The 13,182-nt window shown below is 68.4% G+C and carries 12 protein-coding genes; 6 read left to right on the top strand and 6 right to left on the bottom strand.

Annotation, left to right across the window (positions count from 1 at the left end; translation table 11 throughout):
- The first annotated feature begins 7 nt into the window (after positions 1–7).
- Positions 8–1,174, top strand: coding sequence for a flavodoxin-dependent (E)-4-hydroxy-3-methylbut-2-enyl-diphosphate synthase (gene ispG / locus WBG06_RS20875; RefSeq protein ID WP_336738894.1), 1,167 nt, complete (start codon positions 8–10; stop codon positions 1,172–1,174).
- A gap of 352 nt (positions 1,175–1,526) precedes the next feature.
- Here ispG and WBG06_RS20870 read toward each other — a convergent pair whose 3' ends face one another.
- The 4 genes from WBG06_RS20870 to WBG06_RS20855 form a co-directional block, all read right to left on the bottom strand.
- The gene (locus tag WBG06_RS20870) at positions 1,527–2,564 is read right to left on the bottom strand and encodes a viperin family antiviral radical SAM protein (RefSeq protein WP_336738893.1); all 1,038 of its coding nucleotides are present in this window, start codon (positions 2,562–2,564) and stop codon (positions 1,527–1,529) included.
- A 129-nt stretch (positions 2,565–2,693) separates the two neighbouring features.
- Entirely contained in the window at positions 2,694–3,695 is a 1,002-nt protein-coding gene (locus WBG06_RS20865) for a hypothetical protein (RefSeq protein WP_336738892.1), read from the bottom strand.
- A 236-nt stretch (positions 3,696–3,931) separates the two neighbouring features.
- Positions 3,932–4,342 carry a hypothetical protein gene (locus WBG06_RS20860; protein WP_336738891.1) on the bottom strand — a complete coding sequence of 137 codons (411 nt, stop codon included), beginning with the start codon at positions 4,340–4,342 and terminating at the stop codon, positions 3,932–3,934.
- Positions 4,339–4,494, bottom strand: coding sequence for a hypothetical protein (locus WBG06_RS20855; protein ID WP_336738890.1), 156 nt, complete (start codon positions 4,492–4,494; stop codon positions 4,339–4,341). The genes WBG06_RS20860 and WBG06_RS20855 overlap by 4 nt, the downstream gene beginning before the upstream one ends.
- 220 nt (positions 4,495–4,714) lie before the next feature.
- Here WBG06_RS20855 and WBG06_RS20850 point away from each other — a divergent pair, with 220 nt between their 5' ends.
- The 4 genes from WBG06_RS20850 to WBG06_RS20835 all read left to right on the top strand — a co-directional run bounded on the left by WBG06_RS20850 (position 4,715) and on the right by WBG06_RS20835 (position 9,195).
- Positions 4,715–6,727, top strand: a complete 2,013-nt coding sequence (locus tag WBG06_RS20850) for a hypothetical protein (RefSeq protein WP_336738889.1) — start codon at positions 4,715–4,717, stop codon at positions 6,725–6,727.
- A complete protein-coding gene (locus WBG06_RS20845) occupies positions 6,711–7,493 on the top strand; it encodes an SDR family NAD(P)-dependent oxidoreductase (protein ID WP_336738888.1) in 783 nt (260 codons plus the stop codon). The genes WBG06_RS20850 and WBG06_RS20845 overlap by 17 nt, the downstream gene beginning before the upstream one ends.
- A gap of 139 nt (positions 7,494–7,632) precedes the next feature.
- Positions 7,633–8,289, top strand: coding sequence for a hypothetical protein (locus WBG06_RS20840; protein WP_336738887.1), 657 nt, complete (start codon positions 7,633–7,635; stop codon positions 8,287–8,289).
- A 60-nt stretch (positions 8,290–8,349) separates the two neighbouring features.
- Positions 8,350–9,195, top strand: a complete 846-nt coding sequence (locus tag WBG06_RS20835) for a GNAT family N-acetyltransferase (protein WP_336738886.1) — start codon at positions 8,350–8,352, stop codon at positions 9,193–9,195.
- A 17-nt stretch (positions 9,196–9,212) separates the two neighbouring features.
- Here WBG06_RS20835 and WBG06_RS20830 read toward each other — a convergent pair whose 3' ends face one another.
- Entirely contained in the window at positions 9,213–10,208 is a 996-nt protein-coding gene (locus WBG06_RS20830) for a hypothetical protein (RefSeq protein WP_336738885.1), read from the bottom strand.
- Positions 10,209–10,213: 5 nt separating this feature from the next.
- Complete coding sequence (locus WBG06_RS20825; protein WP_336738884.1) at positions 10,214–11,230, bottom strand: hypothetical protein; 1,017 nt, start codon at positions 11,228–11,230, stop codon at positions 10,214–10,216.
- 90 nt (positions 11,231–11,320) lie between these two features.
- On the opposite strand from WBG06_RS20825, the gene WBG06_RS20820 reads away from it, so the two are divergent.
- Positions 11,321–13,081 (top strand): proline--tRNA ligase, encoded by a 1,761-nt coding sequence (locus WBG06_RS20820; protein WP_336738883.1) that lies wholly within the window; start codon positions 11,321–11,323, stop codon positions 13,079–13,081.
- The last annotated feature ends 101 nt before the right edge of the window (positions 13,082–13,182 follow it).

The raw sequence follows: 13,182 nt of genomic DNA, 5'->3' as shown, positions 1-13,182 counted from the left end.
GGTAGACATGACGTCGATCCCCACGCCGATCAGCCTCGGTATGCCGGAGGCACCCGCCCCGGTGCTCGCCCCGCGCCGTAAGACCCGCCAGATCAAGGTAGGGTCGGTGGGTGTGGGCAGCGAGAGCCCCATCTCCGTGCAGTCGATGACGACCACGCTCACCTCCGACGTCAACTCCACGCTGCAGCAGATCGCCGAGCTCACCGCTTCGGGCTGCGACATCGTCCGGGTCGCGTGCCCGAGCCAGGACGACGCCGACGCGCTGCCGGCGATCGCGCAGAAGTCGCAGATCCCGGTGATCGCGGACATCCACTTCCAGCCGAAGTACGTCTTCGCCGCCATCGAGGCCGGCTGCGCGGCCGTCCGGGTCAACCCGGGCAACATCCGCAAGTTCGACGATCAGGTCAAGGAGATCGCCGCGGCCGCGAAGGACCACGGCACCTCGATCCGGATCGGTGTCAACGCCGGCTCGCTCGACAAGCGGCTGCTGGAGAAATACGGCAAGGCGACCCCCGAGGCGCTGGTCGAGTCGGCGATCTGGGAGGCCTCGCTCTTCGAGGAGCACGGCTTCACCGACTTCAAGATCTCGGTCAAGCACAACGACCCGGTCGTGATGGTGCGCGCCTACGAGCTCCTCGCGGAGGCCGGCGACTGGCCGCTCCACCTCGGCGTCACCGAGGCCGGCCCGGCCTTCCAGGGCACCATCAAGTCCTCGGTCGCCTTCGGGTCGCTGCTGTCCAAGGGCATCGGCGACACCATCCGGGTCTCGCTCTCCGCGCCTCCGGTGGAGGAGGTCAAGGTCGGTCTGCAGATCCTGGAGTCGCTCAACCTCCGCCCGCGCCGCCTCGAGATCGTCTCCTGCCCGAGCTGCGGGCGCGCGCAGGTCGACGTCTACAAGCTCGCCGACGCGGTCACCGCGGGCCTCGACGGCCTCGAGGTCCCGCTCCGGGTGGCGGTCATGGGCTGCGTCGTCAACGGCCCCGGCGAGGCCCGCGAGGCCGACCTCGGTGTCGCCTCCGGCAACGGCAAGGGCCAGATCTTCGTCAAGGGCGAGGTCATCAAGACCGTCCCCGAGGCCGCCATCGTCGAGACGCTGATCGAGGAGGCGATGAAGATCGCCGAGGGCATGGAGCCCGTCGAGGGCGCGGGCGCGTCGGTCTCGGTCGGCGGCTGAGGTGTGGATGTTCACCGAGGTAACTCGGTGAACGGTCGCTTCCTTCGTGGAACCCCGCGAGGTGAGTGCGGACCTACCGAGGTAACTCGGTGAGCGTTCGCCGTGGTGGGTTCGGCGAGGTGGGTGCGCACTCACCGAGGTAACTCGGTCAACAGGCGGGCCCTGCGCGGCCACGCCGAAGCCGTCAGCCGCTGACGGGTTTCAGCGACTCCATCTTGGGTGTCCGCGAGGTGGGTGCGCACATACCGAGGTAACTCGGTGAATGGTCGCTTCCTTCGTGGAGTTCCGCGAGGTGGGTGCGCGCTCACCGAGGTAACTCGGTCAACAGGCCGGCCGCGTGCGGCCGAAGCCCTCAGCCACCGACGGGTGTCAGCGACCTCGACGGCTCCGCGACGACTCGAGGCCGCGGGACGGGCGGAGCGACGGGGGCGGGGCCGGGCTCGGTCTCTGCCGGGTCCATGCTGCCCATCAGCTCGGTGTAGCGAGCGCCGAACTTCTGCTCGTCCCAGTAGAGGCCCGCGACCGCCCATGCCTCGCCCGCTGACACGACCGTCATCGGCTTGGAGTAGCGATAGCCGCTCTCGGGCACCTCGTCGTACCAGAAGAACCGAGCGAGGGGGTCGACCATCGCGTACGAACCGGTCATCTCGTCGTTGTCCTCGGTCGTGATGAGCACGCCTTTGAAGCCGGCGTGCTTGCGCACGAACTTCCTGTGCCGCTTCGCGAAACCGCGGAACTCCTCGTCGCTGATCGCTGTCTTCGCGGAGTAGACCGGGAGCATCTTGAGCAGCTTCCAACGGTCCGGTCTGACCGCGGCGAGGACGGCGTCGAAGTTCTCGCGACAGTTCAGGTCGCTGACGACGGTGTTCACCTTGATCTCGGGTCGACTGACTCCCAGACGGCCGGCCGCCTCGCGAATGGCATCAACCCGAATGCCGGCCTCGGTGAGATCGAAGACCGTGCCGCTCCGTGTCACCCGACCTATCTGCCGGTTGGTGTCGCGCAGCGGGGAGTCCACGCTGATCCCGACGATGTCGATGTTCTCCGCCGTCCATGCTGCGTCGAACCTTCTCAGCATGAGCCCGTTGGTGACGTAGGAGACCCGTGTCTTCAAGGTCGTCCGGGCATGACCGACGAGGTCGGCGATGTTCGGGAGCAGAGCGGGCTCGCCGCCCACGAAGTTGAACCGGATGGAGCTGTCCTCACCGCGCTCCCTGCGGAACGTGTCCGCCAGGTCTCGCATGATGCGAAACGCCTCGGCGGTGTCGGCCCATACGCTCGTCTCCGCCTTCGACTCCGCGAGCAGGCCCCACTGGCCGAAGCAGTAGGTGCATCGGTAGTTGCACCGTTCGGTCACATGGAGATTGACCACCATCTCGACGTCGGTCATCGGCGGCTTTCTAAGTGGGACAGGTCGGATAGGCCAGCCGATTTCAATGGGGGGCAGGGTATTTTCAGGAGAGAAGATAGCCCGCGGAAGACTGGTTCGCTGGGGATTAACGGCCTCCGTCAGAAAAAGTTAGGCGCCGTGGCGCTCGGCGAGATCCTTCAGCTCTGCCACCAGCTCGCTGTCGATCGAGAAGGCGGCGTCGAGCGCGATGTCCGTGCCTTCCCAACGCCGCGCGGTGCCGATGTCGGCACGGTCGAAGATGCTGAAGCAGCGGGTGGTCGTGATGCCCTCATGGATACGTAGGAGCTCGGCCATCCTCGGGACGAGGGTGCTCATCACGATGTCGTCGACGATGACCGCCTCGACCTCGTCACCGGCGTTGCGCTCGATGGGATAGCCGAAGCGGGGCGGGCGGGCGGTCGTACGCACCATCAGGAACGGGACGCCGCAGAGCTCGGCGACCCGGCTGCCGACCAGGATGTTCCCTTCGCGCGCCGTCGCGATGACCGTCCGGTCGGGGTCGAGACCGCCGAGCGCGCGGCGCACCCGGCCCGCCAGGAACTGGGCGAGGTCCTCGCGGTAGCGAGGGGAGCACGACGCGGAGTGCAGATCGATGTAGACGGTGATCGGGTCGCGTTTGTGGTAGCCGACCGGGAGCGGCTGCTTGGCGACGTAGACGTGCTTCGAGGTGATGCGGCGCACGGCCTTGTCGGTGATCATCTCGAGCACGGGCAGCACGAGGTCCGGGTCGAGCCTTACCACGGCGTTGGGCTGCTGCGGCGGTTGCGACGAGCGCTCGAGGGCGGGCTCGGGCGGAGGCGGCGGCTTCAGGCGTACGCCGCGACTGGTGGCCTCGGCGATCTCCCAGCGCCGCTCCCACTCACGGGACCACCGCAGGATCCACCGGGTGCGCTCCTCGATGTCGTAGGTCGGAGGCACCGCCGCGCGCACGATCGCGAGCAGGAGGTCACGGGGGACGAGGTTGGTGTTGGCGGTCGCTGCGTACGCACGGCTGTTGCTGATGTTCGCGCCGAGGGCCACCTGGCCGATCCCCTTGCCGGTCCAGTTCTTGACCCATGCACGGAGGTCGCGGTTGAGAGCGGCGGGACTGTCGTCAGGTTCGAGGGCCATCTCGTCCTCCCCTGAAGTCGCCTCTTCACGTTCGCGTCCTGGATCAGTCCTGATCCAGTCCCGTCGGAGTCCAGCAAATCTATCGTCAACGACATCGGCGGAGCATCCGTTTCCGCAGAAGTCGTCGAGCCGGCCCACTGGCGCAGAGAGCCCGGTCCGTCGATGCCGGACCGGGCTCCCGTCTTCTTCTGCTCCGAGGCGTCCCCCTGTGTACGTCTCGAAGATCGTGGGCGGTATCACCAGTGCATCAGCCTGCTGACCACGCCGAGGAACCCGAGATGGAGAAGCGCTCCGACCGGGTCGGTGGTGATCAGATGGCCCCAGGCGAGCGCCGCCTGGCCCATCTGGTTGCCGATGGCGGTGGCGAGACCGTCCAGCCCGCCGTGGGTCCACAGGTGGACGACGACGAACCGGAGACCCGGCACGACCAGGAAGAGGACGAGTGCGGCCTTGACCGGAAGGATCCAGGGCAGCGAGCCGCTGCCGGTGGAGCTCAGGTTGCCGCTGCGCACCCAGCGGGTGCCGCTGCCGCCGTTGAAGCGGACCTTGGCGCGGCCCGTGGCGGTGGCGACGACAACACCGCGCTTTCCGGAGCGGGTGCCTCCGTGTGCCCGGACGGTGTCGCCGGGACGCAGGAAGTTGTTCATGACAGCGCTCCTTCCGTGAGCAGGACGGACACGGACGAGGTGCTGGCGGAGGCCTGGCACGTAGGCGGCTCGGCGCTGAGCAGCTGGTTGAAGCCGAACACGACAAGAAGCGTGACGGCGAAGGTGGCGATGCTGAACTTGTGGTTCCTCATGGTCATCATCTCCTTCAGCGGTGGGGCCCGGAAGGGGGCCGGCGCTGTCCCTGTTGGGGACATCTCCAAGGTGGCGGACGCCACATCCAACTCGCCAGTAGCCGGGTGGGAGTGGAGACGAAGTAAAGACAGTCCCAGGGAAGTTGGGACGTTTCTGGGACAGAATTGGGACGCCTGCGAGATACTCTCAGCCGCGTACGCGACGACTCGGCGAGGAGATATGACCGAAGAATCTCTCTCCCCCGAGCAGTTCAACAGCGATTTGCGCGACTGGGTCCGGAACGTGACCGGAAAAGCTGACGGCGGCTCCGGCGTCGCCATGGCCAGGAGCACCTTCTACCGGCGTACGTCCGGGTCGAATCTGATGCCTCTCGACGAGCTCATCCGCGTCGTGGGCGGCGCGGTGCCCCGCACGCTCGACCCGGCGCACCGAGGCGACTGGATCCGGAGGAACACCGGGATCTGGCAGTCGAAGTGGTGGAAGGCCTACTCCTGGCGTGAGGAGCTCGCCGAGGTGCCGGGCTCCGTCATCGACCTCGCGCCACCCGATGCCCCCGACGCGCCGGTGCCCGCCGCCAGCTCCCGGCTGATCTTCCCGCGGGCCCGGGTGACGGTGCTCAGTGGCCCCACGACGGAGCAGCCCACGATCCCGCTCGTCGAGGCGCTCGGCCGGTGGCTGGGCGACACCGAGTCCAACCTCTTCTTCCTCACCGGCCCGTCGGGCTCGGGAAAGACGATCGAGGCCAGGGAGTGGACCGCCTCGCAGGAGCAGGTGCGCTACATCAGCCTGCGCGACGGGGCGGTCGACTACAGCGACCTGGTCGACGAGGACCACGCGCCGATCGTCATCGACGACTTCGACCTGATCTCCTCCAGCGCCGAGGAGCACGGCGTCACCCGCCCCGACCTGAGCGAGCTGCGCTCCGCGTTCGGCCGCGGTGGCCGGTTCGTCGTGATCAGCAAGCGCAACGTGAAGACCGAGCGCGACGAGCTCGCCGAGCAGCTGCGCAGCCCCGCTCGCCTCGAGGATCTCGGGGTCGTGGCCGCCACGGTCGTACGCGTCGAGCCGATCTCTCCGGTCGAGGTGCGCGCGCTCGCCGAGGAACGCGGTGGTGACGACAAGCTGAGCAGCCTGGCCGCCGAGATGGAACGGGGCGGCGGCTTCTTCCCTGCGACGCCGATGGTCCTCAAGCAGCTCTACGCCTCCATCGAGGAGGGCACCCCGGCTCCCCGGACCCTGTGGGACGGCTACACGGTCCACCTCAAGCACATCTGCGGTCAGCCCTGGGACCGGAAGAGCTCGCGCATCCCCAGCCGGGTGCGGTTCCAGACCTACCGCGACATCGCCTGGGACCTGTTCACCGGGATGGACGAGCCGGGCTCGCAGGAGCAGGACCTGATCCCGGTCCCGCGCGTCTCGGAATGGCTCTTCGCCAACCTGCAGCGTGACCTCGACATCACCCGTCAGCGGGACTTCCTGACGTACGAATGGATCGCCGACCTGCTCGACCACCCCGAGGTCTTCGGGGTCAGCGGGCGGACCAGGGACTCGGTGGAGTCGGCCGAGTTCGCCCACGAGACCTTCTACCGCTACTTCGTGGCCGAGAGCATCCGCGACCGGCTGCGCGACGGGCGCGCGATGGCGCTCGACGGTGCCCGCTTCGTCCACATGCACCTGGGCGGGATGGTGATGACCTTCCTCAAGGCCGGGTTCCAGCCCGGAGACCTCGATGCGGTGGCCCGGCTGAGCGTGCGCGAGAGCCTGTCCTGGATGGACCGGCTGATCTGTCTCTACCTGACCGAGGAGCGGGAGGACTACGGCGAGCTTCTCGACCGGGCACCGCAGCGCTACTGGGACGAGCTCGAGTTCGTGCTGGAGGCCTTCGAGTCGCTGTTCCTGCGGAAGGCCGCTATGTATCAGCTGATCCTGCGCGGTCGGGTTCCGGTCGAGGACTATCTCCAGATCCTGAACCATGAGGAGGATCCACGGTCGATCGGCCGCGAGCGCGACGCTCTTCGCACGGACACCGACATCACTCAGGCACTCATCCGTCGACTGCACCACCCGGTGCTCGCCCCAGCGATTCCGATAACCGCATATCGGCTCGGTCAAATGGGTGATATCACTTGCCTGAGCCATCTTGAAGCTCTCACTGGTCTGCCGTCCGCCCACGAGGTAGTGGTGAGGACGGCGATCCAACGGATCAAGGAGCGCCATGAGCACACCGCCTGAGTCGCCGGGCGCACCACCTCGGCCACCAGTGCTCGTCCTCGGAGCCACCGGCGACCTCGGCAGCGCGGTCGCCCGCCGGCTCAGCGCCGACGGCACGCCCGTGATCGTGCACGGTTACAGCCGCACCACCGAGCTGGCCTATCTGGCCGACGAGACCGGCGCCGTCGCCCGCGTCGAGGCCGACCTGACCACCGACCACGGCGTGGAGGCCCTGGCCGAGACGCTCTCCGGGTTCGACAAGCTCTCGGGGCTCATCAACTGCTCCGGCATCAACCCCAGCCCGGACACGGTCGCCGAGATCGACCAGTCCGAGTGGCAGCTGACCCTCGATCTCAACCTGACCTCGGTCTGGAAGACGGCCTCGCTCGCGCTCCCCAAGCTCCGGGCGGCCCGGTCGGGGGCGATCGTCCTGGTCAGCTCCGTCTTCGGGATCCGTACGCCGTCGCGACGGGCCGCCTACGGCGTGTCCAAGCACGCGCTGACCGGTCTCGCGCAGGCGATCGCGCAGGAGGAGGAGGGCATCGTCCGCGCCAACGTCGTCGCCCCCGGTCCGATGTGGAGCGAGTCCTCCCGGCAGGTCTTCGTCAAGCACGCCCGCAAGGAGGGGGTCACGGTCGACCAATACATCTCCTACCGCGCGGCGCGCATCCCCGGACACCGGTTCGTCACCGCCGATGCGGTCGCGAAGGTGTGCGTGTTCCTGACCTCCGACGGCGCCGACGCGATCAACGGGCAGTGCCTCGTCGCCGACGGTGGCGAATACTGACGGCTCGCGAACCGCCAGCTCGCGCGCGACCCGAGATCCGGATGTAACCGGAGATGCCGCTGATGCGAGGTCGCGCTGCTTAGGCTTCGGCTAGCGCCTCCACACGTCATCTCCTCCCTTTCTCAGACTGGCGACAACCGTGACCAATTTCTGGCTTGCCATCGACCACGCGAACGATGCGCTGTTCCGCACTCCGGACTCCTCCGACATCAGGTCCGAGCTCCTCGATCTGGTGGCCCGCACCCCCCGCTGGGGCATCGTCGTGCGTCCCGCGCAGGGACACGGCGACGTACGCCGAGAGCTCGCCTGTGCCGGGCTCCCGGACATCGATGCCATCGACGATCTCGTCGTCCCAGAGAGGTCGACGGACGCGGTGAAGGTCGGTTTCGACGACCATCGGGTGGGCTGCGCGACGATGGCGCGAGGCATCCTCGAGCGCCTCCCGGGATACGACCGGTTCTTCCTCGAGCCCTACTGCGTGACGCCGGGCTGCCTCGACGATCTGGCCGCTCTCGCGGTCGATGCCCGGTCGGACCGGATCGTGCTCAAGCTCAAGGTCAACGAGGAGGGTCTCGCGGCCATCGAGTGCGCCGACCTCGGCGGTGCGCCGTGGGTCGCGCGGTCGGACGGGATGAGCTGGGACGACTTCAGCGCACGCCTGCCGCAGGTGCGTGCGCTCGGGGCCCGCGGCGTGATGGTGGGTCGCGCGGTCTGGGGAGACACCGGCGAGGCCGGCCAGGACGTCCGTCTCAAGACCATCCGCGAGCGGATGCACACGATCGAGCGTGCATTCTGACCGATCCGATCAGCGAGCCGTGGGGCGACGTACGACCGGATTGCCCCTAGGCTCGGAGACATGCTGACGACGCGCCAGGGGATCCGCCCGCTGCATGCGGGGGATCTCGGTGCGTTCCTGGAGCTCACCGGTCAGGATCCGGTGGTGAACGTGTTCGCCGAATACCGGGCCCGCACCACCAACCTCGAGCCACGCTGGCTCGGCGGTGAGATCTGGGGGCGCTGGGACGGCGGCGACCTGGTCGCGGCCTGTCATGTCGGCGCCAACCTGGTCCCGATCCAGGCCTCCGAGGAGGATGCGTACGCGTTCGGTGAGCGGGCACGCAACCGCGTACGCACCGTCTCGACGATCGTCGGGCGGCAGTCGGCCGTCCGCTCGCTGTGGGGATCGATCGGCGATGCGTGGGGGACACCGCGCGACCAGCGCTGGGAGCAGCCCCATCTCGAGCAGCAGCTGCAGAGCCTGGTCGAGCCGGACCCGTTCGTACGCCGCACCGTCCGCGCCGACATGGACGTCCTCTATCCGGCCTGCGTGGCGATGTACACCGAGGAGGTCGGTATCTCGCCCGAGACCGGCGGTGGTCGCGACCTCTACCGGGCCCGGGTGCTGCAACTGATCTCGCGCGGATGGTCCTTCGCCCGGATCGAGGACGGCGAGGTCGTCTTCAAGGCCGAGGTCGCCTGCGCGACGCCCGGTGCAGCCCAGATCCAGGGGGTCTGGGTGCCTGCGCACCGTCGCGGAGAGGGTCTCGCCGCCCGCGGGATGGCCGCGGTCTGCGACATCGTCCGCAGCGAGATCGCCCCGCGCATCTCCCTCTACGTCAACGAATGGAACGCTCCCGCGCGTCGCGCCTACGAGCGGGCCGGCTTCCTCGAGACGGCCCGCTTCTCCACCATCATGTTCTGATCCGGCGACGTTCTGGATCAGTACGCCTGCCAGGCCCGTTCACACGCGGTGCCCTCGCAGCGGACCAGCCAGCTGGACCCCGCGTAGGGTGCCGACTCGAGCAGCACCCGGGTGTTGTTCTCCCAGCCGTGCACCCAGACGCCGTGGGGGTTGCGGTAGTTCGCCAGCAGGGTGCCACGGACGCTGCGGCGGCGGACCACCGTCGCGCCGTCCACCCATCCGATCGCCTCTGTGACGACCCTGGCGCCATCGGGCGAGAAGGCTCCGACCGCCTCCGCGCACGATCGCCACAGTGTGGTGCCCGGTTGCGAGATGGTCGACACGACGGTGCACGCCCCGTTCTCGAACGGCTTCTTGGTGTAGGTCGCCACCCGGTCGGTGCTGAAGGCACCGGTGTAGGCCGCGCGGGACGCGACCGTACGGATCGTGCCGGTGCTCCAGTTCCAGACCATCGTGCGTGCAGGAGAGAACCCGCCGATGAGCACGCGGGTGCCACTGACGTCGATGGGGTTCGGCTCGGTCGCGTTCCGGAAGGTGTGCCGGGCGACGGTCGCGCCGGTGACCGCGTCGCGGATGCGTACCTGTGTGCCGTTGGCGACGTAGGCCGTCGTGAGCAGATACCGGTTGTCGGCCGACATCGTGGTCAGCGACTGGTAGTGGATCCCGTCGATGATCGTGCGCTGCGGCTTTCCCAGCTCGGCACGGATGAGCCAGTCGGTCCGGTAGTGGACCCGCAGCAGGAACCCGCTGCCCGACCTGCCCACGAGCGTGACCGAGTCGGCCTCGCCGATGTCGAACGGGGTCTTCATGCCCGTCTTCGGGTCCACGACGGACCACGAGCCGTCGGAAGGATGGTGCAGATAGGGGACCGCCGGCGGGTTGCCCTTCGCCAGCGACCCGGGACGTACGTCGACGTCGGTGGCGGCGGAAGCCGGGCTGAGGGCCCCGGGGAGCGAGAGCGCGGTGGCGGCCAGGGCCATCCCTGCCAGCACGCGGATGAGTGTCGTCTTCATCTGGATCAGCCGTTCCTGAACTTGGTGGCGCGCTCGCAGTCAGCCACCTCGCAGCGCACCAGCCACGCGTCGCTGCCGTCAGCCGGGTAGGAATCCATCAGGATCCGGGTGTTGGTCTCCCAGGCGTGCATCCACACCTTGTTGGGGTTCCGGTAGGTGCTCAGCAGCGTTCCGCGGATGCTGCGGCGCCGGACGACGACCGCGCTCTCGTGGGCGATCGCATCGGTCGCGAAGCGGGCACCGTCGGGTGAGAAGGACGCCACTGCTTCGAGGCAACCGCGCCACAGCGTGGTGCCCGGGGCGGTGATGGTGGAGACCACGGAGCAGGCGTCGGGAGCGTACGGGTTCTTGGTGTAGGTCGCCAGCCTGTTGGTGGCGAAGGTGCCTGCGTACGCTGCCCGGGACGCGATCGTCTTGATCGTGCCGGCCTTCCAGTCCCAGATCATCGTGCGCGGGGTGCTGTAGCCACCGACGAGCACGCGGGTGCCGCTGACGTCGATCGGATCGGGTCTGGTGGATGCCTTGAAGGTGCGTCGGGCGACGACTGCGCCCGTGGTGGTGTTGCGCACCTGGACCTGGATCCCGCCGCTGCTCAGGGCAGCCGTCCTGAGCAGGTAGCGGCCGTCGGCCGAGAGCCTGGCCACGTCCGCATTGGTCATCTTCGTGAGGGTCCGCTGTGGGACATCGGGTTGAACCCGGACGATCCGGTCGTCGACGTCGTTGCGGATCCGCAGCACGAACCCGCTCCCGGAGCGGCCCAGAAGCTCGAAGAAGTCCAGGTAGTCGCCGGCCGGGTCCACCTCGACCGGCGTCTGCTTGCCAGTCCTCGGGTCGACCACCGTGACCGACGTGTCCGTGGGCCGGTGGAGGTAAGGGATGGTCGGGGGCTCGCCGATCGGCAAGGTAAGGGGGCGTACGTCGACGGTGGGTGCCGCCGCAGAAGCCGGTGACAGGAGCGTCACCGGGAGCATGAGAGCAGCAAGGATGGCCGTGGCCAGTGCCGGGATTCGGATACCTCTCATGCAAGGAAGATGCGCCTGCCCTCATGAGGGTTGCAACGCCAATTCCAACCGGTTCGCGGCAGCGGTCCTGCGAGCCGTACGCTTGCCCGCATGATCGCCCGTATGTCGACCCTGTTCGTGCGGACTCTGCGTGAGGATCCCGCCGACGCCGAGGTCGCGAGCCACAAGCTGCTTGTCCGTGCCGGCTACATCCGCCGCGCCGCTCCGGGGATCTACTCCTGGCTGCCGTTGGGCCTGCGCGTGCTCGGCAAGGTGGAGGGGATCATCCGCGAGGAGATGGCCGCGATCGGCTCCCAGGAGGTGCACTTCCCGGCGCTGCTGCCGCGCGAGCCCTACGAGGCGACCGGCCGCTGGACGGAATACGGGGACGGCATCTTCCGGCTCAAGGACCGCAAGGAGGCCGACTACCTGCTCGGGCCCACGCACGAGGAGATGTTCACGCTCCTGGTCAAGGATCTCTACGGCTCCTACAAGGACCTGCCGCTGTCGATCTACCAGATCCAGACGAAATACCGCGACGAGGCTCGTCCCCGCGCGGGCCTGCTGCGCGGCCGCGAGTTCATCATGAAGGACTCCTACTCCTTCGACTACACCGATGAGGGTCTCGAGGCCGCCTACCAGGCCCACCGCGAGGCCTACGTCCGGGTCTTCGACCGCCTCGGGTTCGAGTACGTCATCGTCAAGGCGACCTCCGGTGCGATGGGTGGTTCGGCCTCCGAGGAGTTCCTGGCCGTCTCCGAGGCCGGCGAGGACACCTTCGTACGCTCGCCCGGCGGCTACGCCGCCAACGTCGAGGCGGTCACGACGCTGGCCCCCGAGCCGATCTCCTACGAGGGGGTCCCCGCTGCTCACGCGGAAGACACCCCCGAGACCCCGACGATCCAGACGCTCGTCGACCACCTCAACATGGCGTTCCCGCGGGACGACCGCCCCTGGGAGGCCGGCGACACGCTGAAGAACGTGCTGCTGACGCTGCGCCACCCCGACGGCACCGTCGAGCCGCTCGCGGTCGGCCTGCCTGGCGACCGCGACGTCGACATCAAGCGCCTCGAGGGCCAGCTGGAGCCGATCGAGGTCGAGCCCATGGACGACGTGGAGCTCAAGAAGCACCCCGAGCTGGTCAAGGGCTACATCGGCCCCGAGGTGCTCGGGGAGGAGTCCGCCTCGGGCATCCGTTACCTGGTCGACCCGCGCGTGGTCACCGGCACCCGCTGGGTCACCGGCGCCAACGTCGACGGCAAGCACGTCATCGACCTGGTCGCCGGCCGCGACTTCACCCCCGACGGCACCATCGAGGCTGCCGAGGTCCGTGAGGGCGACCCGGCTCCCGACGGCTCCGGCCCGCTGACGCTGGCCCGTGGCATCGAGATGGGTCACGTCTTCCAGCTCGGTCGCAAGTACGCCGACGCGCTCGGCCTGCAGGTGCTCGACGAGAACGGCAAGCTCGTCACCGTCACCATGGGCTCCTACGGCATCGGCGTCACCCGCGCCGTGGCCGCCATCGCCGAGGGCACCCTCGACGACATCGGTCTCGCCTGGCCGCGCAACGTCGCTCCGTACGACATCCACCTCGTCGCCACCGGCAAGGACGCCGCCGTCTTCGAGGCGGCTGCGAAGCTCGCCGAAGAGCTCGAGGCTGCCGGCATCGACGTGCTCTACGACGACCGTCCCAAGGTCTCGCCCGGCGTGAAGTTCAAGGACGCCGAGCTCATCGGCGTCCCGACCATCGTCACCGTCGGCAAGGGCCTGGTCGAGGGCAAGATCGAGGTCAAGGACCGCACGAGCGGCGAGAAGACCGAGGTCGCCCTGACCGACGCCGTCGCCCACCTGACCGAGGTCGTCCGCGGCTGACCCACCCGCCGAGCTGCGGGTCGGGGGGGGCGGCAAACCAGGTTTGGGCGCCCCCCCCGCCCACCACCCCCGCGGGTGCCCCCCCGGGGACGGGGGGGGGT

This window comes from Nocardioides sp. CCNWLW239, assembly GCF_037137035.1.
Classification (GTDB): Bacteria; Actinomycetota; Actinomycetes; order Propionibacteriales; family Nocardioidaceae; genus Nocardioides.
Note: the sequence above shows the minus strand (reverse complement) of the source record. Positions and strands in the feature narration are given on the sequence as shown.

Bases quoted from the DNA above. Each gene is read 5' to 3' on its own strand.
- ispG (WP_336738894.1), top strand. From the start codon at position 8: ATGACGTCGATCCCCACGCCGATCAGCCTCGGTATGCCGGAGGCACCC.
- WBG06_RS20870 (WP_336738893.1), bottom strand. From the start codon at position 2,564: ATGACCGACGTCGAGATGGTGGTCAATCTCCATGTGACCGAACGGTGC.
- WBG06_RS20865 (WP_336738892.1), bottom strand. From the start codon at position 3,695: ATGGCCCTCGAACCTGACGACAGTCCCGCCGCTCTCAACCGCGACCTC.
- WBG06_RS20860 (WP_336738891.1), bottom strand. From the start codon at position 4,342: ATGAACAACTTCCTGCGTCCCGGCGACACCGTCCGGGCACACGGAGGC.
- WBG06_RS20855 (WP_336738890.1), bottom strand. From the start codon at position 4,494: ATGAGGAACCACAAGTTCAGCATCGCCACCTTCGCCGTCACGCTTCTT.
- WBG06_RS20850 (WP_336738889.1), top strand. From the start codon at position 4,715: ATGACCGAAGAATCTCTCTCCCCCGAGCAGTTCAACAGCGATTTGCGC.
- WBG06_RS20845 (WP_336738888.1), top strand. From the start codon at position 6,711: ATGAGCACACCGCCTGAGTCGCCGGGCGCACCACCTCGGCCACCAGTG.
- WBG06_RS20835 (WP_336738886.1), top strand. From the start codon at position 8,350: ATGCTGACGACGCGCCAGGGGATCCGCCCGCTGCATGCGGGGGATCTC.
- WBG06_RS20830 (WP_336738885.1), bottom strand. From the start codon at position 10,208: ATGAAGACGACACTCATCCGCGTGCTGGCAGGGATGGCCCTGGCCGCC.
- WBG06_RS20825 (WP_336738884.1), bottom strand. From the start codon at position 11,230: ATGAGAGGTATCCGAATCCCGGCACTGGCCACGGCCATCCTTGCTGCT.
- WBG06_RS20820 (WP_336738883.1), top strand. From the start codon at position 11,321: ATGATCGCCCGTATGTCGACCCTGTTCGTGCGGACTCTGCGTGAGGAT.